Source organism: Arthrobacter sp. UYEF36 (genome assembly GCF_040547025.1).
In the GTDB taxonomy this organism is placed as follows: domain Bacteria; phylum Actinomycetota; class Actinomycetes; order Actinomycetales; family Micrococcaceae; genus Arthrobacter.
This window is the reverse complement of record NZ_JBEPOX010000001.1, coordinates 549,649-575,691: the sequence shown is the minus strand read 5'-3', so window position 1 is coordinate 575,691 and position 26,043 is coordinate 549,649. Positions and strand designations below refer to the sequence as shown.

General features: G+C 66.0%; 34 protein-coding genes and 2 pseudogenes. 6 read left to right on the top strand and 30 right to left on the bottom strand.

Annotation, left to right across the window (positions count from 1 at the left end):
* Nucleotides 1-179: 179 nt before the first annotated feature.
* The 10 genes and pseudogenes from prfB to ABIB29_RS02680 all read right to left on the bottom strand — a co-directional run bounded on the left by prfB (nt 180) and on the right by ABIB29_RS02680 (nt 5,872).
* Nucleotides 180-1,295 carry a peptide chain release factor 2 gene (gene prfB / locus ABIB29_RS02725; protein ID WP_282381705.1) on the bottom strand — a complete coding sequence of 372 codons (1,116 nt, stop codon included), beginning with the start codon at nt 1,293-1,295 and terminating at the stop codon, nt 180-182.
* Nucleotides 1,296-1,383: 88 nt separating this feature from the next.
* Nucleotides 1,384-1,890: a pilus assembly protein TadG-related protein gene (locus tag ABIB29_RS02720; RefSeq protein WP_354169809.1), complete on the bottom strand. Its 507-nt coding sequence runs from the start codon at nt 1,888-1,890 to the stop codon at nt 1,384-1,386.
* The gene (locus ABIB29_RS02715) at nt 1,887-2,432 is read right to left on the bottom strand and encodes a hypothetical protein (RefSeq protein WP_354169807.1); all 546 of its coding nucleotides are present in this window, start codon (nt 2,430-2,432) and stop codon (nt 1,887-1,889) included. The genes ABIB29_RS02720 and ABIB29_RS02715 overlap by 4 nt, the downstream gene beginning before the upstream one ends.
* A complete protein-coding gene (locus ABIB29_RS02710) occupies nt 2,413-2,811 on the bottom strand; it encodes a TadE family protein (RefSeq protein ID WP_354169805.1) in 399 nt (132 codons plus the stop codon). Before ABIB29_RS02710 ends, ABIB29_RS02715 begins: the two co-directional genes overlap by 20 nt.
* Before the next feature lie 3 nt (nt 2,812-2,814).
* Complete coding sequence (locus ABIB29_RS02705; protein WP_502915536.1) at nt 2,815-3,066, bottom strand: hypothetical protein; 252 nt, start codon at nt 3,064-3,066, stop codon at nt 2,815-2,817.
* Nucleotides 3,067-3,133: 67 nt separating this feature from the next.
* Nucleotides 3,134-4,075, bottom strand: a complete 942-nt coding sequence (locus tag ABIB29_RS02700; RefSeq protein ID WP_354169803.1) for a type II secretion system F family protein — start codon at nt 4,073-4,075, stop codon at nt 3,134-3,136.
* Nucleotides 4,072-4,926: a type II secretion system F family protein gene (locus ABIB29_RS02695; protein WP_354169801.1), complete on the bottom strand. Its 855-nt coding sequence runs from the start codon at nt 4,924-4,926 to the stop codon at nt 4,072-4,074. Before ABIB29_RS02695 ends, ABIB29_RS02700 begins: the two co-directional genes overlap by 4 nt.
* A pseudogene (locus tag ABIB29_RS02690) lies at nt 4,926-5,180 on the bottom strand (CpaF family protein); the annotation flags it as partial. The gene ABIB29_RS02695 and the pseudogene ABIB29_RS02690, both read right to left, overlap by 1 nt.
* Before the next feature lie 51 nt (nt 5,181-5,231).
* Nucleotides 5,232-5,507 carry a hypothetical protein gene (locus tag ABIB29_RS02685; protein ID WP_354169799.1) on the bottom strand — a complete coding sequence of 92 codons (276 nt, stop codon included), beginning with the start codon at nt 5,505-5,507 and terminating at the stop codon, nt 5,232-5,234.
* A gap of 101 nt (nt 5,508-5,608) precedes the next feature.
* Entirely contained in the window at nt 5,609-5,872 is a 264-nt protein-coding gene (locus ABIB29_RS02680; RefSeq protein ID WP_354169797.1) for a hypothetical protein, read from the bottom strand.
* A gap of 131 nt (nt 5,873-6,003) precedes the next feature.
* Here ABIB29_RS02680 and ABIB29_RS02675 point away from each other — a divergent pair, with 131 nt between their 5' ends.
* Nucleotides 6,004-6,555: a hypothetical protein gene (locus ABIB29_RS02675; protein WP_354169796.1), complete on the top strand. Its 552-nt coding sequence runs from the start codon at nt 6,004-6,006 to the stop codon at nt 6,553-6,555.
* A gap of 198 nt (nt 6,556-6,753) precedes the next feature.
* Here ABIB29_RS02675 and ABIB29_RS02670 read toward each other — a convergent pair whose 3' ends face one another.
* Nucleotides 6,754-6,999 carry a hypothetical protein gene (locus tag ABIB29_RS02670; RefSeq protein ID WP_354169794.1) on the bottom strand — a complete coding sequence of 82 codons (246 nt, stop codon included), beginning with the start codon at nt 6,997-6,999 and terminating at the stop codon, nt 6,754-6,756.
* 97 nt (nt 7,000-7,096) lie between these two features.
* Nucleotides 7,097-7,312, bottom strand: coding sequence for a helix-turn-helix domain-containing protein (locus ABIB29_RS02665; RefSeq protein WP_354169793.1), 216 nt, complete (start codon nt 7,310-7,312; stop codon nt 7,097-7,099).
* A gap of 201 nt (nt 7,313-7,513) precedes the next feature.
* On the opposite strand from ABIB29_RS02665, the gene ABIB29_RS02660 reads away from it, so the two are divergent.
* Both ABIB29_RS02660 and ABIB29_RS02655 read left to right on the top strand, forming a co-directional pair.
* Nucleotides 7,514-8,053: a hypothetical protein gene (locus ABIB29_RS02660; RefSeq protein WP_354169792.1), complete on the top strand. Its 540-nt coding sequence runs from the start codon at nt 7,514-7,516 to the stop codon at nt 8,051-8,053.
* Nucleotides 8,054-8,288: 235 nt separating this feature from the next.
* Complete coding sequence (locus tag ABIB29_RS02655) at nt 8,289-8,474, top strand: hypothetical protein (protein ID WP_354169790.1); 186 nt, start codon at nt 8,289-8,291, stop codon at nt 8,472-8,474.
* Here ABIB29_RS02655 and ABIB29_RS02650 read toward each other — a convergent pair whose 3' ends face one another.
* The 18 genes and pseudogenes from ABIB29_RS02650 to ABIB29_RS02565 all read right to left on the bottom strand — a co-directional run.
* Nucleotides 8,475-10,304, bottom strand: a complete 1,830-nt coding sequence (locus ABIB29_RS02650) for a polysaccharide deacetylase family protein (protein ID WP_354169788.1) — start codon at nt 10,302-10,304, stop codon at nt 8,475-8,477.
* Complete coding sequence (locus tag ABIB29_RS02645) at nt 10,301-10,555, bottom strand: hypothetical protein (protein WP_354169786.1); 255 nt, start codon at nt 10,553-10,555, stop codon at nt 10,301-10,303. The genes ABIB29_RS02650 and ABIB29_RS02645 overlap by 4 nt, the downstream gene beginning before the upstream one ends.
* A gap of 28 nt (nt 10,556-10,583) precedes the next feature.
* Nucleotides 10,584-11,027, bottom strand: a complete 444-nt coding sequence (locus ABIB29_RS02640; RefSeq protein WP_354169784.1) for a hypothetical protein — start codon at nt 11,025-11,027, stop codon at nt 10,584-10,586.
* A gap of 11 nt (nt 11,028-11,038) precedes the next feature.
* Nucleotides 11,039-11,671 (bottom strand): hypothetical protein, encoded by a 633-nt coding sequence (locus ABIB29_RS02635; protein ID WP_354169782.1) that lies wholly within the window; start codon nt 11,669-11,671, stop codon nt 11,039-11,041.
* Nucleotides 11,672-11,867: 196 nt separating this feature from the next.
* Complete coding sequence (locus ABIB29_RS02630) at nt 11,868-12,437, bottom strand: recombinase family protein (protein ID WP_354169780.1); 570 nt, start codon at nt 12,435-12,437, stop codon at nt 11,868-11,870.
* A 221-nt stretch (nt 12,438-12,658) separates the two neighbouring features.
* The gene (locus ABIB29_RS02625) at nt 12,659-12,937 is read right to left on the bottom strand and encodes a hypothetical protein (RefSeq protein WP_354169778.1); all 279 of its coding nucleotides are present in this window, start codon (nt 12,935-12,937) and stop codon (nt 12,659-12,661) included.
* Nucleotides 12,938-12,941: 4 nt separating this feature from the next.
* On the bottom strand, nt 12,942-13,607 hold the full coding sequence (locus ABIB29_RS02620) for a hypothetical protein (protein WP_354169777.1): 666 nt from the start codon (nt 13,605-13,607) through the stop codon (nt 12,942-12,944).
* A gap of 28 nt (nt 13,608-13,635) precedes the next feature.
* Nucleotides 13,636-14,130, bottom strand: a complete 495-nt coding sequence (locus tag ABIB29_RS02615; RefSeq protein ID WP_354169775.1) for a hypothetical protein — start codon at nt 14,128-14,130, stop codon at nt 13,636-13,638.
* A gap of 171 nt (nt 14,131-14,301) precedes the next feature.
* Nucleotides 14,302-14,733 carry a hypothetical protein gene (locus ABIB29_RS02610; RefSeq protein ID WP_354169773.1) on the bottom strand — a complete coding sequence of 144 codons (432 nt, stop codon included), beginning with the start codon at nt 14,731-14,733 and terminating at the stop codon, nt 14,302-14,304.
* Entirely contained in the window at nt 14,730-15,341 is a 612-nt protein-coding gene (locus ABIB29_RS02605) for a hypothetical protein (protein WP_354169772.1), read from the bottom strand. The genes ABIB29_RS02610 and ABIB29_RS02605 overlap by 4 nt, the downstream gene beginning before the upstream one ends.
* Nucleotides 15,342-15,345: 4 nt before the next feature.
* Nucleotides 15,346-15,525, bottom strand: coding sequence for a hypothetical protein (locus ABIB29_RS02600; protein WP_354169770.1), 180 nt, complete (start codon nt 15,523-15,525; stop codon nt 15,346-15,348).
* Nucleotides 15,525-15,665 carry a hypothetical protein gene (locus ABIB29_RS02595; RefSeq protein ID WP_354169768.1) on the bottom strand — a complete coding sequence of 47 codons (141 nt, stop codon included), beginning with the start codon at nt 15,663-15,665 and terminating at the stop codon, nt 15,525-15,527. Before ABIB29_RS02595 ends, ABIB29_RS02600 begins: the two co-directional genes overlap by 1 nt.
* The gene (locus ABIB29_RS02590) at nt 15,662-16,843 is read right to left on the bottom strand and encodes a DUF3631 domain-containing protein (RefSeq protein WP_354169766.1); all 1,182 of its coding nucleotides are present in this window, start codon (nt 16,841-16,843) and stop codon (nt 15,662-15,664) included. Before ABIB29_RS02590 ends, ABIB29_RS02595 begins: the two co-directional genes overlap by 4 nt.
* Before the next feature lie 215 nt (nt 16,844-17,058).
* The gene (locus ABIB29_RS02585) at nt 17,059-17,205 is read right to left on the bottom strand and encodes a hypothetical protein (RefSeq protein ID WP_354169764.1); all 147 of its coding nucleotides are present in this window, start codon (nt 17,203-17,205) and stop codon (nt 17,059-17,061) included.
* Entirely contained in the window at nt 17,202-17,408 is a 207-nt protein-coding gene (locus ABIB29_RS02580; RefSeq protein WP_354169762.1) for a hypothetical protein, read from the bottom strand. The genes ABIB29_RS02585 and ABIB29_RS02580 overlap by 4 nt, the downstream gene beginning before the upstream one ends.
* 277 nt (nt 17,409-17,685) lie before the next feature.
* The gene (locus tag ABIB29_RS02575; protein ID WP_354169759.1) at nt 17,686-17,865 is read right to left on the bottom strand and encodes a hypothetical protein; all 180 of its coding nucleotides are present in this window, start codon (nt 17,863-17,865) and stop codon (nt 17,686-17,688) included.
* Nucleotides 17,866-18,310: 445 nt separating this feature from the next.
* Nucleotides 18,311-19,738 carry a recombinase family protein gene (locus ABIB29_RS02570; RefSeq protein ID WP_354169758.1) on the bottom strand — a complete coding sequence of 476 codons (1,428 nt, stop codon included), beginning with the start codon at nt 19,736-19,738 and terminating at the stop codon, nt 18,311-18,313.
* Nucleotides 19,722-20,756 (bottom strand): annotated as a pseudogene (locus tag ABIB29_RS02565) (TadA family conjugal transfer-associated ATPase); the annotation flags it as partial. The pseudogene ABIB29_RS02565 and the gene ABIB29_RS02570, both read right to left, overlap by 17 nt.
* 293 nt (nt 20,757-21,049) lie before the next feature.
* Here ABIB29_RS02565 and ABIB29_RS02560 point away from each other — a divergent pair.
* From ABIB29_RS02560 to ABIB29_RS02550, 3 genes are all read left to right on the top strand, one after another.
* A complete protein-coding gene (locus ABIB29_RS02560; protein WP_354169757.1) occupies nt 21,050-23,686 on the top strand; it encodes a GH25 family lysozyme in 2,637 nt (878 codons plus the stop codon).
* A gap of 97 nt (nt 23,687-23,783) precedes the next feature.
* Entirely contained in the window at nt 23,784-25,433 is a 1,650-nt protein-coding gene (locus tag ABIB29_RS02555) for a DUF2142 domain-containing protein (protein WP_354169756.1), read from the top strand.
* The gene (locus ABIB29_RS02550; RefSeq protein ID WP_354169755.1) at nt 25,430-25,996 is read left to right on the top strand and encodes a GtrA family protein; all 567 of its coding nucleotides are present in this window, start codon (nt 25,430-25,432) and stop codon (nt 25,994-25,996) included. The genes ABIB29_RS02555 and ABIB29_RS02550 overlap by 4 nt, the downstream gene beginning before the upstream one ends.
* Nucleotides 25,997-26,043 lie beyond the last annotated feature (47 nt).

Below are 26,043 nucleotides of genomic sequence, written 5' to 3'. Positions count from 1 at the left end.
GAGCTCCGGCTTCTCGACTATACGCACGGGCAGCGGCGGATCGGCCTGAGTGTGCAGGCGTGTCGCAGGAATAGACGGGAGGGGCCGGTGTGACGCAGGAGGCAGTAGGGGGCGCTCCAAGACCGCCGGGGCAGCTGTGCCGTCGGCGGGTGCGAGCCCGGAAGCTTCTTGTCCGCGGGTTACTTGTCCGCGTTGCGGTTGTCGGTCCGCCAGCGGATGCCGGCGTCGATGAAGTCGTCGATCTCGCCGTCGAACACGGCCGAGGTATTGCCCACCTCGTGCTCGGTACGGAGGTCCTTGACCATCTGGTACGGGTTCAGGACGTAGGAGCGCATCTGGTCGCCCCAGGAGGCCTTGACGTCGCCGGCGAACGCCTTCTTCTCCGCGTCCTCCTGTTCCTTCTTGAGCAGCAGCAGCCGGGACTGCAGCACGCGCAGGGCGGCCGCGCGGTTCTGCAGCTGGGACTTCTCGTTCTGCATGGACACGACGGTGCCGGTGGGGATGTGGGTCAGGCGCACGGCGGAGTCCGTTGTGTTAACGGACTGGCCGCCCGGGCCGGAGGAACGGAAGACGTCGACGCGGATCTCGTTGTCCGGGATGTCAATGGAGTCCGTCTGTTCGATCAGCGGGATGACTTCGACGGCGGCGAACGAGGTCTGGCGGCGGCCCTGGTTGTCGAAGGGGCTGATCCGGACCAGGCGGTGCGTGCCGGCCTCGACGCTGAGCGTGCCGTAGGCGTAGGGGGCCTTGACCTCGAAGGTGGCGGACTTAAGCCCGGCCTCTTCGGCGTAGGACGTGTCCATGATGGTGGTCGGGTAGCCGTGGCGTTCGGCCCAGCGCAGGTACATCCGGAGCAGCATTTCGGCGAAGTCAGCGGCGTCCACGCCGCCGGCGCCGGCCCGGATGGTGACGACGGCTTCGCGCTCGTCGAATTCGCCGGACAGCAGGGTCACGACCTCGAGTTCCTTCAGGGCCTTGCGGATCGATTCCAGCTCGACGGCGGCCTCGCCCATGGAGTCGGCGTCGTCCTCGTCCTGGCCCAGCTCCACGAGGACCTCAAGATCGTCGATCCGCGAGGTGAGCGAGTCGAGGCGGGCCAGTTCGGACTGGCGGTGCGAGAGCCTCGAGGTGATGACCTGGGCGGCCGCGGGGTCGTCCCACAGATTCGGTTCGCCGGCCCGTTCGCTCAGTTCGGCGATGTCTTCCTTCAGCGCCTCGACATTCGAAACGTTCTCGATGGAGGCGTAGGTGGCGCGCAGGGCGCGGATTTCTGCGGGAAAATCAATGTTTGCCATGGTTTTTTAAGCCTACGCTATCCGTGCGAGCCGCCCGGACTTGGTTGCGGACACGTCCGTGGTGCCGCCAGGGAGCCCGCCCGGGACGCTACCGCGTGAGCCGGGAACGCGCCGTCGAACTCGCTTCGATCCTGATGCCGTCGGGGACCAGGAAGTTGACCACCGGCGGGTGGACGGCGGCGCTGAGCACCACGACGGCGGTGGAACCGTCCGGGCTGCCCGTTCCCGGTCCGATGGCGAGGCCGCTGAAGCGGGTGGTGGCACTGCTGCGGTCCAGGAACTCGACGGCGGCGCTCCGCACATGTGCTCCGGTCAGGATGGCGGTCGGGCTGCCGCCGCCGGTTTCCAGCTGTCCAAGGGTAAAGCTGTCCGCGGCGGCGACGGAGGCGCCGTCGGCCAGCGACAAGAGCTTCTTGTGCTCGATGTAGACGCTGGAGGCGCCGATGACCACGGTCGCGAGCAGCAGGGCGAGCAGTACAAAGCCGATGATGAGCACCATTAGTTGCCCGTCGTCGCCGCCCTGGCCCCGGCCTGGCGGTTCCGTTGCCGGTGCCTGCTGCGGGAGCCCGGCACGATGCTTCCGGGGACGGCTCATCGGAAGCGGCCCACCAGTTGTGTGGCGGAGGCACTCAGCTGCCCGGCGCTCAGGTCCAGCACCTCGCTGAACGGGACGAACGGCAGCGGCACCGTCAGATGGACGGTAACGGTCACGGCCGATCCCGCTGCCAGGCAGTCCACGGGGGCACAACTGGTTTCGACCCGGGCATTCGCCGCGGAGTGGCCGTGATCGGCGAGCGCCAGCAGGACGGCCTGCTCAGCGGCGGCCCGGCCGCCGGCGGCATCCGCCTGGGCCACGAAGACCTTCGCGGCCTGGTCCGCGGCGCCGACGACCGCGAATGAGCCGCCCTGGAGCTGGCCCATCGTGATGATGAAGTAGACCAGCGGGACCATCAGCAGCAGCGACAGGAACGTGAACTCGACGACGGCGCTTCCCCGCTCTGGGCCGTCGGGGACGCGGGCGTCTGCCGCCTCGGCGCCTCCCCCGGGCCCACGGTCCGGGGCGACAAGGCTTGATAGAGCGCCAGCGCTGGCCGGAGCTTCAGGGCCGGCCGGCGCGTCAGGGCTGGATGGCCGCATGCCCCTTCACCTCCAGGACTGCGCGGGGACCGATCAGCCCGATCACGGGCAACGGCGCGCGGACCGTGACTTCCAGGGTCCGGATGCCCTGGTAGGTGGCTTCGCTCGTGCTCACGTCCTGGGCGAACGCAGGGTTGAGCGCGACGCCAATGAGGTGGGCAGTCCGCTCCTTGGCATCAACGGCGCTGCGGTCCGCGAGGGTGCCGTATCTGGCGCCCGAGGCCGCGGCGTCGATCAGCGTGTTCCGGACGTGCAGGACGAGGGTGAGCTGGACGATGGCGAGGAAGAACAGAGTCAACAGCCCGCCGACAAGGACGAAGTCCACCACCGCCGAACCCCGCTCGTCAGTTTTGCCCCAGCCGGCGCCGGGCCGACGCACGTGCTACTGCCCGACCTTGTCCATGGCCTGGTTGAACAGTCCCTCCAGGGCCGGGCCGGCCAGCGCGAGGAGGGCGGCGACGAGGACGGCCGACATCAAGGTGATCATCACCCAGCCGGGCACGTCGCCCCGCTCGCGGTGATCACCGGGCAGCCCTGGCTCCCGGATAGTGGCCGCCTGCGTCCTGGCGTGACCGGGTACCAGGCTGATGGTGCACAACATCAACAGCGCCATGCGGTTTAGGATCTGTTTCACGTTCTCCCCTTTTGGTTGGTGCTTCGTTGGTTTCGCTGCGGCTTCCCTGCTGTTCCTTTTGTTGCTGTTAGAAGCCCATGCTGATGGCGGCCAGGCCCGGGAAAACGGCGAACACGACCGTCAGCGGCAGGACGCCGAAAACGACGGGAACCATCATTCCGATTTCCTTCTTTCCGGCGGACTCCATCAGCTCCCGCTTTGCCGTGTCCCGGACGTCCTGGGCCTGGGCCCTCAGCACATCAGCGAGGGGAGTCCCGCGTTCGACCGCCACGATCAGCCCGTCCACGAACCGGAGCAACGGGCCCAGCTCCGTCCGTGACGAGAATTCCTGCAGGGCTTCCACAAGGGGTTTCCCGGCCCGGGTCTCCGCCAGGACGCGGGTGAAGTCCTTGGACAGCTCACCCCGGGCGCTGCGGCACACTCTGTCCAGTGCGCCGGTGGCGCTCTCCCCCGCGCTGACGGCGAGCGCCATAAGCTCGGCGATGCTGGGGAACTCCGCCATCATGCGGGCTTCGCGCTTCCTGACCTGTGCGCCCAGCAGGTAGTCGCGCAACAGGAATCCACCGGCGGCGCTGCCAAGCACCAGCACGACGGCGAGGAGGGGGCTGGAACGTCCGGCCGCACCGAAGAGCACGACAGCGCTGACCGCCGTGACAAAACCGCCCGCTCCCCAGAGGAGCTGCTCTGCCCGGAAATCCGCTGCGGACTTGACGCTTCCGGCCCTCGTCAGGCGGCGTTCCAGGGCCGAGGAGCCGGGGTTCAGCCTCCCCAGCCACGAGACTGCATCGCCGATGACCGGGCGCAGGATTCGCTCCAAAGGACCGAACGGAGTGAAGTTTCTCGGCACCGCCCGCAGGAGCCGGGATTCCAGGTTGTGGGACTTCAACTGCGGCCCGATGCGTTCAACGAAAGTGGTCGGCCGCATAAACGGCAGCCTGATCAGCAACAACCAGGCACCGCAGCCCAGGACGACTCCGCAGGCAGCCGCAGCCGCCATCAGCCCTGTCATCGGAGGACCCGCTCATCTGCCGGCAATGCCCCGATGCGCAGCATGACGGCGTAGGAAACCAGGGACACCGCCAGTCCCCCCATCAGCACGGCGGCGCCGAGCGGAGTGTTGTAGGCCGCCACCGCTTCGGGCCGGCTTGCCAGCAGCATCAGGACGATCCAGGGGGCGGCCACTGCCAGCCGCGCGGCGTTGACGGTCCAGGACTGACGGGCCTCCAGCTCGCTCCTGGTCCGGGCACTTTCGCGCAGGAACTCCGCCAGGGTGCCCAGCAGCCGGCCGAGATCCGAGCCGCCCACTTCCCTGGTCAAGCGGAGCGCCTCCACGATCCGGTCGGCCACGGGATCCGCCAGCCGGTCCTTCAGCCTGGTCAGGGAGGGATCGAACTGTCCTCCGGCGCGGTAGTCGGAGCCAAAATCCCGGAACACCTGTCGGAGTTCCTCAGGACCTTTGTCGCCCAGCTGGATGAGGGCTTCCGGCAGCGACAGGCCGGCGCGGATCGCCGAGCGGAGGTGGTCGACGACGTCGGGCCACAACTGGCGCAGGACAGCGGTGCGCTTCCGCGCGCGCCACTTCACGACGGCCATCGGCAGCCAGCCCCCAAACAGGCCAAAGCAACCCGCGATCGGCCACGACCTGGTCACCGCAAAGAAGACGATCGTCGTGAATGCTCCGACACCGAGGCAGCTCGCCAGCAGGCCGGGGCCGCTGACCCTCTCGATTCCTGCGGAGCGCAGCAGATCCTCCAGACGGCTGGGGCCTGGCTTGCGTCTGGCGGCGTGCGGCTCTTCCCAGGCAGACCACCAGACCAGCAGGAGCCCGGCGCCGGCAAGCATGCCCAGCAGCGCCGCCATCAGCGCAGCTCCAGCAGCGCCGCGACATCGTATCCGGCGCGGGCAAACTTCTCTGCTGACGGCATCGAGTTGGCCCTCGGCTGCAGCTGGCAGTCGGTGAGGGCGAACACCATGGACGACTCGATAATGCCGTTCTCCACCCGCCGGCCCAACGACAAAATCTCCGTCACTTCCCTGCGCCCGCTGGCGTGGCGGGCACAGTGGACGACGAGGTCGATGCAGGAAGCGACCGTCGGAACCACAAAGGCACTTGCGTTTACTGTCCGGGCACTACGTGAGAACGGCGCCCCCCCGCTGCTGGGCGCTCACAGCTCAATCCTTCCGGCGGCGGCGAGGTGAATGACTCCGACACCCTTATAGCGGGGATCCTTGGCGACGGCCATGGCGTGAACGGCCAGGCTGGAGAACGGCAGGAGATCCTTGCTGTTCCAGAGCTGCTCGGCGACAGCGTCAGGCGCCCAGGGCGAATCCGGGCGGGTGCGGCCGCGGGCCAGTGAGACGATGGCGCCAAGGCGGCGGAAGTCGCTGACGGTGGGCTTGGCGGGCAGTTTGTCTACGTTGGGTGCTATCGTGGGGCTCATAATCTTTACTTCCTTCATGGTGTTGGTGGTTGGATTTATTGGGAGCCAGTTCACGCTGGCTCCCTTTTTTTGTGACGAGATGGGGCCTGACGCCGGGGGTGTTACAGGTCGATAAGGCCGGCGGCTGCCATGCCGATGGAGCTCGGTGCGCTGAATCGGGGTGACCCCGCGACTCGCATGGCGATAGTGACGAGGTTGGGAAACGTCTGGAGGTTGCGGCACCGGTCGAGGGTGAACGCGATCTGGTCGATCGGCCATTCAGGGCGGATGGAAGCGATAAGACCGGAGAGGTCCTGCCACTGGTGTCGGTCCAGCTCCGGAGTTGTAGCGGCGGCGGGGCCGGCCTGTACGGTCGTTGCGTTCATCGGGCTTCCCATTCTTCGAGCTGGCACCCCCTGTCAGGGGCTATGCATCTAGATAATCATTAATCGGCACCCGCTGTCAACGGCTATCAACAGCACTTGCTAGTTGGTTCCGTTCCCGGCAGGATGTAACCATGGCAAAGGCAAAGACAACTCGGCCCAACTCGGCTAACAAAACCGCCTCCGGAAGCATGGAAGTAGCTCCTGGCGTGGAAATTTCGACCACGTATGACACGACGTTTGAAGATCAAAGTGGATACGACATCCGCGTGCTCGCTGAGATAACGGACCAGTTTCGAATCGAAGTTTCAGAGCTGGACATCAAACGGAGGCCCGGCGGCCCCGCGGTAACCAGCGAAGGCATCCGCTCAATCACCGTTCAGGGTCTGGTGCGGGAAATGATCCAGATTCAGATCGAAGAGGACTTTTATTCCGGCGGCGAATACGCAAGCAAGGGCTTCGGCATGCTCAAAGTTGAGGAGGCCCTTCGGCTAAAGAAGGCCGGCCCCAGTACTGAGACCCTTGAGTGGGTGGCGCGCATCTACAAGGTGGCCGAGCTGTTGGACAAACCGCCGACTATTGCCGTCGAAGAGACTTTCGAGGTGTCCCGCAGCACTGCCGGTGCGTGGATTGGGCGCGCCCGCGCCGCTGGCCTCGTCCCAAAACCCAGGAATGCGAATGCCTAGGTCGCCGCTGCAGATCGACACCTTCGGTATGCGGTTCGCGTCGCGGCACCGCCACCCACCGCCCGGGTGAAGGCGAGGGTCTGCGCGTCCGTAATGAGTTGGAGCTTGCCGGGAGATCGCGCCCAGTGAACACCGGGGCGTCGGAGCCGGCGACTGACCCCGCCACGATGCACCATGGCGGGGCCTGCATGGCACTCGCTACTGTCGCTGATTCAGGTGATTGACAACGTTATCTACCACTTCCGTTGTCCGGTCCAATTGTTCTGCGATCTTCAGCTGGGTAGAAGCGATGGTGTTGAGCGTGTTCTGCAGGGACACTAGGGTGTCTCGCAGCCATGGTTCTATCCCCGGTTGTCCGGCGTAGAAGGTCTTCCCGGAGTGAAAAGTGTGGAAGGCTCCGACCGCGTTGACGGCGTTCTCTGCCTCGCGCTTCAGATTAGACATACGTTCCCCATTCTGTAGGAGCACCCGACAGGTGCCCGCGACTGACAGGTCGAAGCCTACAACCCACCTGGGCCAGGAGCTGATCATGACTGTGGACTCAGCGGGAGACCTTGGGCTGTTTCGTCCGGTAGTCCTCCACATCCGACCAGGGGATCCGGATGTGGTTGGACTGTTTGCCGGCGCCGGTTTTGTAGGCGTTGGGGAAGTCCCCGGACCGGGTCATCACCCGGACCGTTTCGGGGTGGAGGTTGAGGGCCTCAGCGACCGCCCTGACGGTCATGTCCGGCTCTCGCCCGGCTGTTCGTATGCTCATGGTGCCGAACATACATTGCCGGGCAGCGACGCGTCCGGTGTTCCCCACACCATCGGCGAGGCTCCTCAGAGCTCCCCTGAGTTGCCTACGGATTGTTCCCTAGGCTTACGGAGAGTGGGTACGCCCCGCCAGCCTCCGTGATGCGTTAGACGGGCTGCTGAATGGTCATGCAGCCGATGCTAGTGCCGGTAATCTCAGCTCATGACATTCCCCATGGAAACCGTGCAGGTGCAGCTGGTGAACGCGTGGTGGGAGGAAATCATCCCAGTGGCCGCGCTCGTCATCTCCCTGTTCTCCGTCGCTCTCACGCTCGTGTACCGCTACTTTGACCGGCTGAACCTCAGCGTCACGGCTGAATGGATGCCCGTACTGACGTCAGGAGTGCAGCCTTTCACCGGTCTGGATCGGATTACCGTGGAAGTCACCAACAGGAGCCGGAGCGCCACGACGGAGGTAACGGTCCTGGCGCTGCAGTCCAGCGAAAAGAAGGCATTCGGCGCGGCTGGCCGTCCTTGGAGATTCGACTCCGATTTGCCCATCAGCCTGGGGCCCGGGCAGTCAGCATCCAGGAGCTACCCGGCCCAGTATGTCGGGGACATGCTGAACAACGACGCCCGCGGCGTGCAGTGGGTACAGGCAATGGCGGTCAGCGGCCATAAGACCGTGCGGGGCAGGCGGCACAGGGCCCTTGTCCAGAAGTTGCGGGACTACGCCAGCGAACACCCCGTACTCACACGCTGAAATCACAAAGACGCCCCGCCATCCGAAGATGACGGGGCGATTTACTCGGGGAGCTTTCCCGGATTTATCTGCCCGGGTAGGATGGGCGGATGCTTTCGAAGATCCGCAGTGGTGACGTGCAGGTTCCGTCTTGGCTCAAGGTCGCCGGCCTGGCACTCCTTGGCCTAGTTGCGCTCGGCGTCGCCGTCTATGCGCTTGTGACGGTCTAGGCAGTCCCATACCTTAGACTCTGGGCATGGGAATTATTGGGGTCTTTGCGTCCATCGCCGTCACAACCGCCGCTGGCGTTTGGGCTGGCATCCGTTTCGTGGACGGGCACAAGCCGAAGTGCGACATTTGCCGCACCCGGCTTATCCCGATGGGCGACGACAAGGTCATGGACTGCCCGAACGACTTCTGCGAGCTCAGCTACCAGGGCTAACTAGCCGAGGTCGCCCAAGTATTTCGGCTCGAACCAGACGTGATCGAACCGGATCACGGCGCCGCCCACCGTGGCCTGCAATCCCAGGTCAACGTTCACCGTCTTGGTGGACTGCCCAGCGGTGAAGTCGAGGGTGAACTTCTTCCAGCCCGTGCCGATGTCCGCGGCGAGGACCGGTGTCATTTTCACGTCCAGCCCGGCGATGGTGGCCTGCCCATAGTCCAGTGATTGGATCCGCACGAACGCCTTGTCGGCAATCAGATTTGACCCGGACACCGCCTTGCACTGCCCGCTGAGGGTGTACTGCCGGCCGGGGACCACCTGCACTTGCTGGCGGATGTAGGCGAATCCGGTGTTGTCCGTGGTGGACAGCTCAAGGGCCTTCGTGCCCTGGTATTCGGACGCCGGGGTGTCGGTGACAACGCTGTACGCGCCGTTCGTGGCCGTGAAGCCGTGCCATCCGGCAGGGTAGACGCCGTCCAGTCCGCCCTCAAATCCGGCGTTGAGTAGTGAGCGCGGGTTGGGGAACGCTTCACTGACGGTAATGAGCGGAATGCCGAGCGACTGGCACAGGTCCAGCATTTCGAGGACGTTAGCCGTCGTCGGGTTTACTACTGTGTCCAGGTTGTGGAAGAAGATCGGCACGATGATGGCAGACGAGGCGGCCCGCCGAACCATAGTGAGGATCTGCTGCTGGTTCTTTTCGTTCCACGCCGTGCGGTTGATCAGCATGGGCGGCGCGTCGCTGTACCGGGGGTAGATAACTGAGTTGGTTGTCATGGCCGTGTCCAGCCATCGGTCATAGCGGAGATAGAGCTGCTGATCGCACGCAAGGTTACGTCCGCCCGAGCCGGTGCCAAACGGGTAGGTCCAGGTTGTGACCTTGCCCGCACCGAGCAGGTTCTCAAGGTACGTCTTCGGGTAGTCGTATTCGACGGCCCGCTGAGCGCTGCTCAGGCTCGTCATGTTTGCATGGGTCTTGGAGTGTGCGGCGATTTCGTGCCCTGATGCGGCGAGGGCCAAAATGTCGGCGTCCCGAATCTTGGTCACGCCCGTCGCGTCGTTCATCAGGTCGGGCGTGATGCAGAAGGTTCCCTTTTGCCCGCGTGCGTTCATCCATCCGGCAACGGTGCGCATTGCGGAGTAGCCGTCGTCCATCGTCAGGACTACGGCGCCGCGCCCCGTGTCCGTCAGGCGCTGGGTTGTGGCGCCCTTGGCGGCCGGGACAAAGGTGGCAGAAAGTACCACCGCCGCGTCGGATGCCGGGTCGCCGATGAGCGCGGCCGTCGCCGCATCCAGGGCCGCCGCGTCCTGCTTCAGCTCGAGGTCCTCCGGCGTCACGCCCACGGGCATGAACGGCGACAGTTCCGTGGCAAGGTCTTCAGCGCCGACAGCCAGCGTCAGCCCTGCCACGGACGTGACGGGGACGACGGGAGCGGACACCGGCAGACCGACGCTACCCCCGGGCAGGTTGTCGAAGTCGACGGGCTCGGACTGGCCGAGGAGGGGCTGCCAGCTTTTCCGGACCGTCTTGGAGCGACCGCCGAAGAACGTCTTGCGCGTGACCACGTAAGCCCACATCGTGAAGACGTTGCCGGCCTGATCTGTGAAGCCTGCCTGATCCACGAACGGGACGGTCAGTGACCCAGGCATCCCTGCGGCCGGGGACACCAGCTCTTCGAAGTCGTCGATCGGCTGGCCGGTCGCGGCCCACACCACACCCGCCGTCGACTGGACCGTGACCTCGGTGCGGGTCGCCTCGTTGCCGAGGAACGTGGACGGGTTGGAGAAGGTCAGGGTGGCGAGCTGCACACCCGGGGGGTAGGTCATGGTGCTCCTGTCAGGGTTTGGGCGGGCGCGTCGTGCGCGTTGGCCGTGGGCGGGGTGTCCACGCCGTTCTCCTGCAGCCACCGCTTCTGCACGTCGATGGCGTGCTCCAGAGCGTCCAGAATTTCAGGGGTCTGGTGCTCCGGGTGCTCTTTCAGGTGGCCTATGAAAGTCCCAATGGCGTCGATGGCTTGCGCCGTGTCCTCCCGGGTGATAGTTCCGCGGCCGGTGCCGCTTGCCGGTTCAGTGCTCATATCGGTCCTGCTCTCAGGTGGTTTTGGTTTACTTGCTCGGCGTGATGGGCTCGCCCCACGGGATGCCCCGCGGGATGGGGTTGGGAATGCCGGGGCCCGGCGCTGGTGGGGCCTGGAATGTCTGCGCGGGCTCCGGGGCGACGACGACGGGCGCGGGGGCCCGTGGGACGACGACGGCGGGCGGCGGTGCGACTGCCGGCGGTGCGACTGCCGGCGCTGCGATTGCCGGGGCCGGAACCTCGACGGGTGCGGGTGCCGGCTGAACCGCTGGTGTGCTGGCGATCGGTTCGGGGGTTGCTGCGGTCAAGGTGGGCTCCTGGCTTGGCGTTATGGATGGCGCGGGGCTGGTGGACGTCGTGGCGGGTCTTGGGGCGGGCGCGTCGTGCGCGTTGGCCGTGGCGATGAGCCCGAAGGCGGTGCCCAGGGCCAGGAGCATCCCGGCGGCTCCTACGAGTGCGGATTTGGTTTCCATGGTGTGGATCCTTAGCGGAAGAAGATGGCGGTGGCGTAGATGTTGGCCTGGTTGGCGGTCGACGCCGCCCACGGGTTGGTGTTGGTGCGGGTGGCGACGCTGACGGTAATGGGGTCCCCACCGGTGAGCCCGGTCAGGGTCGTGTGGAATGGTGCGGCGAGCCCGACGCCCAACGCGGCCGGGGCGGCGGTGTAGAGTTCCCCGCCGCCGATATTTTGGACCACGGCCATGACGTAGAGGTAGTCAGCGGCCCCGGTGCTGTTCAGGCCCATAGCGGTGGGGTTCGCCATGACGACGGCCTGGCTGAATCCGTCCGGGACCGTCAACGTCACGGATGCCCGAACCGTCGATGATGTGGTGATCGCGTAGTTACTGAGGCCGTTGCTTGCGGTGCCGATCTGCACCGGGTTGGTCAGTGCGTCGTTGCCGATGATCCCGGCGGGGAGATCCAGGGTGCCGGTGATTTTTGCGGCCCCGTTGATCGTCACGTACCCGTCGAACTCGGTTCCGCCGTCCCGGGGTTTGATGCCGGTGAGTCCGAAGACGTTGGCGGCCGCGAGCTCCTGCACCTTCCGCTCAAGGTCCTGCAGCCGGCGGATGAGGTAGTCCTCACCGCGGGCGGATGGCATTCCTGGCTGGGGCATGGTGTCCTGCTTTCGTCTATGGCTGGCTTCAGTGTGCACGGCGGCGCACGTGGCAGGTTTCCGGAGTACCGCGCCGCGGTAGGGGGCTTGATGTGCCCGGCCTGCCGCTGGGGCCAGCATGAGCCGGTGAGCGGCCAGCCACTCCCCCGGACGTGGGAGACTCCCGCGAGCCGTGATGACCGGCGGGGGCTGGGGCTCAGGCTGGCGTCTCCATCTTCAGCAGCCGGTACATGCTGGAGACGCTGACCTGGGCGGCGTCGGCGATCTCCTGGGGGCTCATGTCGCCGCCGGCGTGCAGCCGCTTGATGAGTGCGATCTTCTTGGCGTCGTACTTCTTGGGGCGGCCACCGAGGCGGCCGCGGGCCTTGGCTGCGGCGAGCCCGTGGGTGGTGCGTTCCCGGATGAGTTCCCGTTCGAAGGTGGCGAGGCTGGCAAAGATGTTGAACACGAGTTCGCCGTTGATGGTACTGGTGTCGATGCCTTCATGGATGGAGCGGAAGATGATCCCGCGCTCTTTGAGTTCGGCCACGAGGGTCACGAGGTGCTGCATGGAGCGGCCGAGGCGGTCCAGTCGCCAGACAAGCAGGGTGTCGCCCTTGCGGAGGTAGTCCAGCATCTTGTCCAGTTCGGGGCGTTCGGTCTTGGCGCCGCTCACTCCGTGATCGGTGAACACCTTGGCGGCGCCGGCCTTTGCGAGTGCGTCGAGCTGCAGCTCCGTGTTCTGGTCTGCGGTGCTGACTCTTGCGTATCCGATGATGCTGGCCATGGTGTCCCCGTTCCTAGAAACTCATCCGTTGCTCTTGGTATTGAGAATACCTTATGGCATGAGTTTTGGGAATAGCAACTTTGCCTAGAACACAATGAAGTCGTGAGTTGCGGGAAAAGCCGCGACGACTCCCGGCAATCGTTCGTTTTTGGGAATGCCCGGGAATGACAAAGCCCGCCGTCATGAAGGGGGGACATGACGGCGGGCGTTCACTACCTAGCTTAGCTGCCGGGGACGGGCTCCCCCGGTCCCGGCGGCGCATAGTCTGCGGCGTTGATCTGAGCTGACACGGCGGCCCGCAACGCGGCGGAGGCTCCAAGCAGGAATGCCCGGCCGTGCTTGCTGACATTCAGATCCTTGGCGTAGGCCGGATCGGTGTCAATGGACTTGATGACGGCGTCGAGGCTGTCAGCCGTGGCCAGGGTCTCGCTGGCGCCGGGCGTCTCAAAGATGCGGGCGGCGAGTTCCTGCCATTGCAGTTGCTTCGGTGTCTCGGCCATGGTCCTACGCTCCCACAAAGGACAGGCCGGCGTCACGGGCGGCCAACAAAGACCCGGGGATTTCGATGCCCTCCCCGCCGATGGAGATGGCGTTGTCCTTGAGGGCGGTCCCCAGCAGCTGGTTCAGGTCGTGTACGTCGTTGGTGAGGGTGCCCGTCTGGATGTAGTAGCGGATCAGCGCGGCCCGCACTTCATGCCTGCGGGTGGTGGCCTGCAGGATCTCACTGTTGGGCAGTGCGTAGTTTTTGCCCGTGCTGCCCACGTAAACCGGCACGGCGGCGAAGTCCACGTTTTCGAGCTCCTTGAGCTGCCCCACGAGTGCGGCGACTTTGGCAGTCAGCGCGGCGGCGGTCTTACCGGCGGCGGCGGCCTGCTTGTCCTCTTCGCGGGCCTCCACCTCGAGGGCTTCCCGGTAAGCGCTGACATGCTTACGCCGGGCCTCTTCGGCGGCCTGGTCGTAGGCGCGGGCCTTGCGCTCCCACGTCTGGACATTCAGGGTGATGCGTTCGGCCGCTGACTCGTCCTCGAGGATGGCGGCGCCGGACTCGGCGTCGAGCCGTGCGGCCTCGGCGCGTGCGGCGGCTGCCTTCGCTTCCCACTCGGCCACGACGTCGGCGGCCTTCGATGCGGCGGCGGTTGCCTGCTCCATGTTCTTGCTGAAAAGCGCCATGCTGTTTCTCCTTGAAAGTTGGGGGGGTCTACTTGATGACTCTGACGCTGCCGGGGCGGGCTATCTCGGTGACCCTGACGGGTGCCCGTCGAGCGGATTCCTTCTGCGGGCCCCGCTTCGCCGCCGGCTGGGCCAGCTTCGCGGCGGGGCGGCCGAACTGCTCCGCCAGCTTCGTGACGACGCGGGCCACGGCCTCCTGCCGGTTGATTTCGTAGGGGATGCCCTTGGCTACCTCTTCGTAGGTCTCGAACGCGATTTTCTTGGCGTCGGCCTCAGCGGCGTAGATGCCCGTGTCCGGGTTGGAACGCATGAGGGCCTGGGCCAGCGCGGCCGTGGCGGTGGCGGTGGCCTCCTTCGCGGCCCACAGTGCGGTGGCTTCGAAAGCGTCGCCGCGGCGCTGGCCGGCGTCTTCCCGTGCGGCGGCAGGGCGCCCGTACGTCTCGGCGATGGCTGCTGTGGTCTCGCGGTCCGCTGCTGAAGGCATGCCATGCAGTGCGGCGATGATGTCTTTATCTGTGGTCACGGTGGCCCTCCCTGGGCTGGAATTCTTTGTGGAGTCCGGTGGCGCCCGGCCCGCTTGCCATGAGCGGGCCGGGCGTTTCCTGCAACCCGGCTAGGTTCCATGGGGAACCGTCCGTTACCAGTTTCCGGGCCGGGGTCCTTTACGGGCTTCCGTGCTACCGGTGCGCGGTAATCAGGCGGCGGCCCGGCGGGCGAACCGGAAAGCCTCCACGGAATCGGCGTCGACTATCCAGCAGTCACGGAAGGCCTTACTGCCTTGCACCGTTCCCGCCCGGAGTAGCTGGCGGACACGGCCCGTGGTGCAGCCGATGACGTCGGCGGCCTCAGCAACGGACAGGCCTTTCCCGGCGGCCGGTTCCGGTGCGGGCGGGGCTTCCCGTATCGGTGCAGTGTTGCCGGCGGCTTCACCGCGGCCCTTGTCCCACAACATGGCGGCCGCGGACATGGTGTCGTAGGTGGCCAGGATCTCCGCACGGTCAGCCGGGGGCAGTGCTGCCGTGCGGGACTCCACCACGGACCGGGGCAGGAACGCTATGAAGGCCTTGGCGCTGAGCCCGGAGACAGGCGCCGCCAGGAGCGCGTATCGGGGCGGGTGGTAGCTCATGCACTCACCTGTACCTGCGCCAGGCGCATGAACTCTTCCCGGGCAATCTCGTCCTTCATTGCCATCTGTTCCGGTGTGAGATTCAGGCGGGCGTAGATCCGGGCGACGACTTCCGCGACCAACCGGCCCTGCCCCTCGGCCAGACGCACCTGGCGCTCCGCGATACCGGCCTTCAGCGCCTTGGTGGAGTAGTCCGCGAGCTGATCCTCAGCAGCCCGCAACAGGGTCCACCACGCGGACGGCCCGGCCTTTTCCGTAACCTTGTCGATCGGTCCTTCCGGGCCTACGCCGACGTCGGTCTGAGCCCGGCCCCATGTGAGGCTGTCCGCCGGCTGGCTCCGGACCTGCTCGCGCAACCACTGCACTTCCCCGTACTTCCACGAGATGAGCCGCAACAACGCCTGGGCGGGGTCCACGCTCTCCGGCTCCCCCAGCGCCGCGAGCTGCCCGCGTGCGGCCTCAAGCTCAGCGTTACGCTGTGCAGCTGCCTTTACCGCCGGGCTGCCGCCGCCGTGGATCCTGCACACGGTCCCGCCGATGATGGCCGCCTTCTTGCACCGCTCCCCGGACTGCTTCGACTTCCCCCGGCACCGCCTCGAATCTTCCATGAGGTCACCACTCCCGCCGCTTGTTCATGGGCTGCTGCCCGGGGCGGTCCAGGATGAGGGCTGATGCGAGGCCGCGTTCCACGAGGGAGCGGGCCATGTTTTCGTAGCTGACGGCGCGGGTCTCGGGTGCGGGTTCTTCGCGGCGGGTCAAGCTGCGGGTGGCGGGGTGTGTGCGGCGGGGCATCAGTTGTTCTCCTGACGGGGTGTGGGGGTGTTGGGGCAGTCGACGTGGTGGGCGGATTCGATGGTCCAGCTGATGCCGGCTGTGTTGCTCAGGATTTCGTTGGGGAGGCAGCATGGTTCTGCTGACGATTCGGCGGTCATGCTGCGTCCTGGGCGGCGTTGCAGGTGAAGCAAACGCTCGGCTTGGGCACTGGGTGCAGCTGGCAGGCATCTACGTCGGTTCTGCCGGTTCCGGCGGTCCCGTCGGTTTGATTCAGGGGTGCATGCCCGTCGGTCTTGGCGGTCTCGTCAGTCCCGTCGGTTACTTTTAGGGGTGCCATGCCCATCCGACGCCACACGTTTTCGAGGTTGGCCCGGAAGTATCCGCGCTTGGAATCTCCCTGCCTGGTGGAGTGGAGCTTGAACGCGGTCACGAGCATCCGGCCGAGCCGCTGGGCGTTCAGTTCCTTGCCGTAACTGCTGGCCTGCCCCCACATGGCAGGGTTGTGCTGAATCAGGCGCTGGATGAGCGCAGCGGACGGCGTGAAGGCGTCTCCGCTCTCCCATACGTCCCGTACGTCCTTGAGTAGGACCACGGCCTGGGGCAGGTGGGTTATGCCGTCTTCTTTGTCCATTTCCGCCTCCGCTATGTCGCGCTTGATGAGTTCATCGGCAATCGCGGTCCAGTGCCCGCCTGCCGCTGCAGCAACCCGCTTTATGGGGTTCCAGCGTTCTTTGATGCGTCCGATGCATCCGGCCGGGAGTTCCGGGCGTACGGTTCGGACAAACTCCCGTGCTTCCTCTGCGGCCTCCGCCAGGCGCCGCCCGAGATCCTGCGCTTCTTCCTCGATCTCTTCCCAGTCCGATGACTCCACCCGGCCCTCGAGGTCGGGCATGAGCAGGACGCGGATGCAGCGTGATCGGGTGTCGTCCGGGAGGTTCGGCGCGTTGCCGGCCATTGCTACCGGCGAGAATGTGGACATCTCGCTGACGTCCCATTCCCCGCCCTTGCCGGGCACGAGCACGGGGCGGGTGGCTCCGCGCTTGTATCCGGAGTTCAGGACGGCGATGAGGTCTTCCACGCCGGGTTTCTTTGGATCCAGTGACCTGTCCACTTCATCTATGAGGATGGTCCGCATGGACTTGTTCAGCATCCGTGTGAGCAGTGCAGGGGATGAGAGCGAGGCGGCCTGTATCGGGCTCAGGCAAAGCCGCGACAGGTGTTCGAGTACCGTCGTCTTGCCGGATCCCGGCATGGAGGAGTCCAGGACAAGCCGCGGCGTCGTGTACGTCTCGAAGGCCACGTGAGTGTGAGCTGCCCACAAGGTGAGCAGATCCAAGTCAAGATCATCCATGACGCAGACAAACCGGGCGAGCCAGGCCCGCACGTCGGTTAGGACCCTCTCAAATGAACCGACGGGACCGCCGGAACCGGCAGAACCGACGGTTTGGGGGTCCGTAAACCAACCGACGGGACTGACGGAAGCGACTTCACCGACGGGGATTAGGCCTGCTTGGGCCATTTCGGCGTCTGTGAGTGGCGCAAACTTGCCGATCATGCGCGGCCACGTCCCATCGGAATGTAGGAGGAGCCGGGCGCGGCGCGTGCCAGGAGTACGTCCATGAATTGGATTGCGCGGCGGATCGTCGTCCGGACGTCGGGCGCATCGGCCATGAACTGGGCCATTTCGTCATCGGTCACTCGGCATCACTGGGCCTCACGGGCACGAGCTGGCACAGGACGACGAATGCGTGGTGACCGGCCATGATTGCCCGGTCGGCTGCCTTTTGTGCGCCTGGCAGGTTGAAATACACGCGGCGGCGGTACTTGCCCTCTGGTGTCTCCACTACGACTACATGAACGCCCGTCAGCATGGCCGCGGCGAGGCTGTCCGGGGCGATCATGCTGCGAGCCTGTGCGATGGGCGGAGGATGACGGCCACGCGCTCCAGGACAGCCGGTGCGACCGGTGGCAGTCCTGCCACGACCTTGCGGGCGTGCGCGGCTATGGCCGGGTTCGGTGCTATGCGTGCTGCGCGGCTACCTAGAACGGACTGCACTGATTGCGTAGACTTCAAGTGTTCCTCCTGCTCTCTTGTAGGCGGATCTCCGGACGGTATGAGCTGTGACTTTGGCGAGTTGGCTCATACCGTCTTTGTTTGTCGGGCTGGCTATCTGGTTTCTATGCATGGGCGTGGTCTCCAAACACGCGGGCGGCGGTTGCCCAGTTGATGCGCAGGCTCCTGGGCCCAACGCGCACCGCCGGCAGCGTGCCTTCCGCTACCCGCTTCCGGATGACCCACGCGGAAGTGTTGTAGCGCTCGGCCACTTGGCGGGCGGTTCCGTACTCTTGCTGTGTCATGTTTCCTCCTAGTGCTCTTATTGCCGATATGCCCCCAGACTAGGTGCGATTCGACCGCGAGAAACCGGGTTTTCGGAGGAGCGTTACAGCCCCGGAACACCGCGGAACACTGCGGAACTTTGCGTGATACTGCGCCTAACTGGGGGCGGCTGTAACACCGACTGCGGGCGACTGCCCGTGGATGTAACTTTCCGCGCCGGGGGCGTCGACAGCGGGCGGAACATTCGGAACGCGAAAAGTTTTTCTCCGCACCGGGGCGGGTTTGGGCGTGTCGCGGCATTGTCGCGGGCGGCTCCCATAAACGGTCATTTGATGGCGGCGTGAGAGCGGCCCGGCGGCCGGCGGCGAGATCCACGGAATTCCGGGGCGGTCAGATTCCCGGAACTCTTCCAACAATCAAAATGCCAAAACGGGCACCGGGTGATGAGTTGATCGGAACGGCCGGTCAGTCCTGGCCCTTGGCTTCAAACCTGACGCGCTCCGGATCGAACCGCCGGGGCGCGCTGACGATTACCGGGTCCACGTAGATCGTGAACATGGAGTCGATGACGGCGCGGCGCTGCTCAATGTCCGCGGCGTCCCACCATGCCCTGACGGTCTCCGGCGTGCCGGAGTGGAGGGCGGCGAGGCTGGAGCGCTGCAAGGCCGCGAGGCGGTCCCCTGCCGCCGTCAGTAACGCGCCTACCCGGGCCGTGATGGTTTCGAGCTGCCGGGCGGTGATGGCGCCGTCGGCGTAGCTGTTGGCCGCCTCATCCAGGCGGGCCCTGAGCGCCTCGGATTCGGACTGCAGCTGCTCCACGCTCTCGGCCGCGTCGGCCCCCACCGTGAAGTGTCTGCCGGCGTCCGGGTGGGAGAGCTGGCCGATGACTACCTGTTCCACGAGTTCCTCGAGGGGCTCCATGGTCTGGAAGACGTGGCCGGGCCCCGACGTCGGGCACTTGTAGTAGTGCCGGGTCTCAGTGTCGCGGCCTCCCCTGCCGCGGCTTGATGACTTCATGGGGGCGCCGCACGCGCCGCACCGCACGATGCCGGCCAGCAGGTGCCGGACACGGCTGGAGGTGTTGGTGCGGCGTGCCGGGTTCTCCATGAGGGACTTCACCGCCCAATACTCGTCTTCGCTGATGATCGGCGGAAACACCGAGGTACCGATGACTTCGCCCTTGTAGATGGACAGCCCGGCGTTGCGGGCACGGAACACGACGTTCCGGAGGCTAGTGCTGGTCCACACCTGGCCGCGCCTGGTGGTGATGCCGCGGCGGTTCAAGTCATCGACCACGCTTCCGATGCTGCGGCCGGTGAGTATCGCCGTCGTGGCCTTCCGGATCTCTGCGGCGTCGACCTCCACAATGACGGGGTGCCCGTCTACCATCTGCCAGCCGTAGGGCACAGGCCCGCCGCTGAACTTCCCCGCCTTGGCCAGCTCCAGCTTCTTCCTGACGATGCGCTCGCTCTTGTGCTCCGACTCGTACCGGGCCCATGCACCGAGTGTGCGGGCCACGGCGCGGCCGGACGGGGTGCTGAGGTCTATCTCCCCTGCCTTGGCTGTCTGCGTGGTGACGCCGTGCGCCTCCGACACGTCGATGTACGTCTCCAACTCACGCGGCGAGCGGTGCAACCGGTCAGTGTGCCAGGTCAGCACGCCGGCGATGCTCCCGGATCTCATGAGCTCCAGCAGTTCGGCGTAGGCTTTGCGCTGGGCCCCACTGTAGGCGCTGACGTCGTTGTCCACGAGCACCCGCGCCACGCGCCAGCCTAGGCGGTCAGCGAGGGCCCTGCAGTCCTGTTCCTGACGCGCCACGCCGAGGCCTGCCCCCGTCTTGTCTGAGGATATGCGGGCGTAGATTGCTGCGGCGGGCGCGGCGTCGTGGGTCATGCCTCGAGTGTACGTGCAACGGTAGGTGCCTGACATTGTCCGCACTGGAAATGTTCTCCCCTGCCAGCAGCGGGAGTGTGCAGATCTTCGTGACCGCGTCGCGGGCCGAATTCGCATGGACGGTGCACATTCCGGGAAGCCCGGAATTCAGGGCGATCAGCATGTCCAGGCTTTCGGCCTCCCGGACCTCGCCCACCACCAAACGGTCGGGGCGCATGCGCAGGGCCTCCTTGACCAGCCTGCGCATCGGGATTTCGCCTCCACCCTCCAGGTTTGGCTGCCGGCACTGCAGCCCCACGACGTCCCGCAGCGGGAACTGCAGCTCGAAGATCTCCTCAACGGTGATGACGCGCTCGCGGGTTCCGATGCTCGCCGCGAGGCAATTGAGCATGGTGGTCTTGCCCGCCTGGGTGGCACCGGAGACCAGGATGTTCAGCCCGCTGGCCACGGCGGCGCCGAGAAACCGGGCTGCCTGCGGCGTCAGCGTGCCCAGTTCCACCAGGTGTTCGAGCCGGCTGGCCTTCACCACGAATTTGCGGATATTGATGGCCCAGTGACGCCGCGTCACGTCCGGGATGACAACATGCAGCCGGGAGCCGTCGGGCAGCGCGGCATCCACGAACGGGGAGGACATGTCGAGGCGGCGCCCCGAGCTCTTGAGCATCCGTTCCACGAGGTCCCGGACCTGCTGGTCCGTGAGCGAGACCGAGGTCAGTTCGGATTCGCCGTTCCGTGCCACATAGATCTCATTGGGAGCATTAAGCCAGATTTCCTCAATGGCCGGATCGTCGAGCAGCGGCTGAAGGGCACCGAATCCGGCCACGGCGTCGAAGACGAACCTTCGGGCGGTTTCCAGCGGGCCGATCGGCGGGAGGGGCGCCAACAGGGCCCGCTCGTCGTAATCCAGCACCGCTGCCTCAACGAGGCGGCGGACTTCACCGGTCTGCCTCAGGGGGTCGAGCCCGCGCCGGCGGATCAGCTCGCGGACTTCGTCCTCGACAATGCGTACAGCCTCCACAATGGCCCCCAATATGACTGCTTGCCCTGTCCCCCGGGCGCTGCAATTGGGTTAAAGCTATGGGTGGGCTGGCCGCCGGACAAGGGCCCGCAGGGGCGCATGTGGAAAACCGACGGCAGAGTTCATAACAATTTTCACACCAGTAACACCAGGAACTCTGGTTCCGCTTAACCGGCGGTGTTAGGGTGAGCGCGACAAGTCAGACATTCTCACATCCGGGCAGCTTCGTCTGCTCTCCACCGGGCGCGAGATCACTATGACACTGCCATGAGCGTGTTGTTCCGGAGCGACAAATGAAGCGGACTTTCCTTCCCCCCAACATAGACCTCGGCAGCCGGGTCGGGGCCGCGCTGCTGGCCGTCTCCCTGCTCGCCGGTCCCGGCCTGGCTACGCCCGCAGCCGCCGTCGAGCCGGCACCTACGGCAACCCCTGCCGCAACCGGTGAAACGACAGCGACTTCGGTAACGGTTGACAAATCATCGGAGGCTTACCGGAGCGCCATGGCCGAGGCCACCAAGGCCGGCGGGGCCGAGATGGGGCAGGGAACGCGCGCAGCCGGCGCATCGCCGGACGGGGACAAGGCGGCAGCCACCGAGGCACTGGCCACGGAAGGCACCTGGATGCCCAGCTTCGGCGTCCAGGGACTCGACGTCAGCAAGTACCAGGCCGGAATCAACTGGCAGACCGAGTGGAACATGGGCGCCCGCTTCGCCTACATCAAGGCCACCGAAGGAAATTACTACACCAGCACCACGTTCAGCGACCAGTACCTGGGATCCAGGGCCGTTGGCATGATCCGCGGCGCCTACCATTTCGCCAACCCCGCGGCCTCCACGGGCGCCGACCAGGCCAGGATCTTCGTTCGAAACGGCGGCGGCTGGAGCGCCGACGGCTATACCCTGCCTCCCGTGCTCGACTTTGAGGGAAATCCCTACGCCGGCCAGACCATTGGCGGCTATTACCAGGGCAACACCTGCTACGACATGTCCCCCGCCCAGCTGACGTCCTGGGCCCGCGACTTTGGCAACACCATGCTGGCACTGACCGGACGGCTGCCGGTCATGTACACCACCACCACGTGGTGGAACTACTGCGTCGGCGCGCCCTCCGGCTTTGGCGACTGGCCGCTGTGGATCGCCCGCTGGCCCAGCTCTCCCAGCGACAGCCCGGGCGCCCTGCCCTCCAGCTGGGCCAACTTCAGCTTCTGGCAGTACAGCGAGTCCGGCCCCTTTGCCAACGGCGGCGACTCCAACGTCTGGAACGGGGACTACACCTCGCTCCAGCGTTTCGCCACGGGAAGTGCCCCGCCTCCCCCGCCGCCCCCGCCCGCCCCGCCCGCCCCGCCGGTTCCGACCGACCCGACCCGCCGGCTCGTCTCACCCGGAGATTTCGACGGCGACAGTCTTGCCGACAAGATCCAGCGCAGGGCCGACGGCGAGCTCTGGTTCTACCCCGGCAACGGCGCCGGACAGTATCTGGCCGGACGGCGGATCGGCTCCGGCTGGGGAATCTATGACCGGGTCCTTGGTGTGGGTGACTACAACTCCGACGGAAAGAACGACCTGGTCGCGAGGAAGCTCGACGGTTCACTCTGGTTCTACGCGGGCACCGGACGGGTGTCGGGAACCGACGAGGGCTACCGCCCCGTCGTCAAGATCGGGGAATTCGGCTGGAACGCCTTTGACAGCCTCCTCGGCGTCCGGGATTTCGACGGCGACGGAAAGCCCGACCTCGCGGCACGTACTCCGGACGGCAGCCTCTATCTCTATTCCGGGACCGGCGCCGGCCAGACCGGAACGGCACGCAAGATCGACTACGGCTGGCAGATCTTTGACCAGCTCATCTCCATCCAGGACTTCGACGGCGACGGCACCAACGATCTCGCGGGCCGCCGGTCCGACGGCACCTTGTGGCTCTACTCCAACACCGGCCGCGCCGTCATGGTCAACGGACGCCAGATAGGTTCAGGCTGGGGAATCTACGACGAGATCGTGGGGACCGGGGACGGCAACGGCGACCGGATGGCGGACTTCGTGGCCAGTGACCCCGCCGGGGCGGTCTTCTTCTACGCAGGAACCGCCATGAAGGACCAGGGCTACCAGGCCGCCCGGAAAATCGGGGAGTACGGCTGGGGTGCCTTCAACGCGCTCACGGCGGTCCAGGACTTCAACGGGGACGCAAAGGGCGACCTGCTGGCCCGCAAGCCGGACGGGACCCTGTGGTTCTACCCCGGCAACGGGACAGGAGCCTATGGAACCCCGAAGAAGATCGGCGACTACGGCTGGGACGCCTTCGATGCCTTTGCCGGTGTGGGGGACTTCAATGGCGACGGCAGGAACGACCTTGTGGCGAGGAAACCGGACGGGACGCTGTGGCTGTATCCGGGGACAGGGCGCGTGGATGCGGGCAGCAACGGCTATGCCGGCGCCATCAGGATCGGCCTGGCCGGCTGGGAGGTCTTCGACACAATCACCGGGGTCGGGGATCTCAATGGCGACGGCCGGAACGACCTCCTCGCCCGCAAGCCCAACGGCTCTTTGTGGCTCTACAAGGGCACCGGGAAAGTCGATGCCTCAAACAGCGGCTACCAGGGTGCAGTCAGGGTCGGTGACTACGGCTGGGAGGCCTTCGATCAGCTCTGGGGCGCCGGCGACTTCAACGCTGACGGAAGGAACGACCTTCTCGCCCGCAGGCCCGACGGCACGTTGTGGCTTTACCCCGGAGACGGCAGCGGCAAGCCCGATGCCACCATCCGGATCGGAACCGGCTGGAACGTCTACGACAGGATTCTCAACGGCTGGAACCTCAACAGCGACGGGAACCCGGATCTGGTGGCACGGCGGCCGGACGGCTCCCTCTGGGCGTACTCAGGAACGGGCATGAAGCCCAGTGAGGGCTACCTCCCCCGCATTCTGGCCATGGTTCTCTGACTTAGACTACATAGAGCCATGACTTGAGGCAGAGCCGTCAGCAGCACGGACGATGCCCGCCATTCCCTGAGGAGCCCGCACCTTGAAGCACGCCATCATGAGTCCACCGGACCGCAGCCCCGGTGCCCGATGGTTCTGGTGGCCGCTGCTGGTCATCTTCGTGATGAGCTCCGGATGGGCGTTGGCGTCGCCGGTCTCATCCATCCCCGACGAACCGGCCCACATCGTCAAGGCTGCTGCGGTGGTCCGCGGCGAACTGGTCGGCACCCAGGCAGGTGAGGGCGGTCCGCTCCTGGCGGTCCAGGTCCCCCGCTTTATTGAGCACACGAACCAGATCACGTGCTTTGTGAGGGACCTCACGGCCACCCCGCAGTGCTCCCCGCCAATCCCCGGCGACCCTACCGAAATGGTGTCGGGACTGACGACCGCCGGCCTGTACAACCCCGTCTACTACGCCGCCGTCGGCTGGCCCTCGCTGCTGGCCAGCGGCTTCAAGGCCGTCTACGGCATGCGGCTCGTGAGCGCCCTCCTCACCAGCATCTTCCTGGCGCTCGCGTTTTCAGCATTGTCCCGCCTGCCACGGAACAAGTGGGCCATCACTGCCCTGGCCGCCGCCGTCACCCCCATGACTCTCTTCCTGAGCGGCTCCGTCAACCCGAACAGCCTGGAATACGGGACCACAGCAGCCATCGCGGCGAATCTGCTGCTCCTGCTGAAGGGGTCCCTGCAGGGCCGGGCCCTCGTGGTGCCGGTGGTCGCCACGACGGTCGCGGCAGCGCTGCTCGCCAATACCAAGGCGCTCTCCCTGCTCTGGCTGCTCGTCGTCGTGGTCGCTGTCCTTATCCTCGGCACCGCGGCCGAGCTCAAGGCCCTGCTGCGCCGGCCAGCGGTGTGGGCCGGCGCCGCGGTTATCGGGGCGTCGTGCGCCTACGCGCTCTGGTGGGTCGCCAGCCACAACAGTCTCGCCAGCAAGCCGTTCGACGGCGCCGGGCTGGGTTTTGATGCCGGGGCTGAAATCATGGTCGATAAGACATTCCTCTTTATGCACGGCTACATCGGCCAGTTCGGCTGGCTCGAGCTGGACGCCCCCACCGGCGTCATGGCGTTGTGGACTGCGGTCTTCTTCTCAGCCGCCCTCGCGGGAATCATCTACGGCAGGGGCCGCTACCGCATCTCGACCATTTTCGTCTCCGCGGCCCTGCTCTTGCTCCCCATTTTGCTGCAGGCCGTCATTATCACGGACCAGGGAATGGTGTGGCAGGGCCGGTACATCCTGGCGATTTTCGTTCCCTGCCTCATGATCGCGGGCGTCGCGCTGGACCACGCGAATCCCCGGCCGTGGCGCGCTCGCGCCGTGCCCGCACTCAACACCCTCGTTGTCCTGCTCGCGGTGTGCCACGTCCTGACCTTCACCTGGGTCCTGCGGCGCTACGTCACCGGCCTCGCCATGGACATCCGGTGGGTTGAAATGATCCGCAACCCGCAGTGGCAGCCGCCGCTGGGGACCCTGGGCGTCGTGACGATCTTTGCGGCCGGCACGCTTCTCGGCGCGTTCCTGATGCTGCGCCATGTCCGCTCCAACTCGGTGGCGGCGGCGGGTTCCACCCCGGACGCCGTCCTGGCGGACCCGACCATTCCGGCCACGGACTCGACCCTGCCCGACGCCCCGGCCCCGGCGTCCCCCGGCCCGGCGTCCCCCGCCGGCGAGCGGGAACACCGTGCGCCGGTTAAGCTGGGCAAGCCGTGAGCCGGGCGACGCCCGCGGACGCGACGGCGGCGAAAAAGCCCCGGGGGCTGCTGGCGAAATTCTTCGGCCACAGCGCCGTCCGCTACCTGATCGTGGGCGGGCTCTCGTTCGCCGTCGATTTTGGCCTCCTCGTTCTCCTGCGCGAGGTTTTCCACTGGGATGTCGGGATCGCCAGCGCAACGGCCTTCCTCAGCAGCCTCGTCTTCAACTTCCTGGTGCAGCGGAAGTTCTCCTTCGACTCCGCGCACCGTACCCACGTCAGCATGATCCGCTACGGAATACTGGTGGTGGCCAATACCCTGGCCACGGTGCTCATCGTGCAACTGCTGACACCGACGGTCCTGGGCTACATGGGCGGCAAGGTCATCTCCACGGCCGCCATGACGGTCTGGAACTTCTTCCTGTATCAGCATTGGGTGTTTGGGAAGAAGCCGGCGCACCACGGCGCCCACGAGCACAAGCACCTGCTGGCGGAGGCTGACGGCACCCAGTCCCTGGCACCGGACGCGGCGGAGTCGACGTCCGCCGGGGAACCGGAGCGGATCCGCCCCGAGTCCTCGTAGCAGCAGCGGCCCAACGAGGAAGGCCCGGACTGGGATCCAGTCCGGGC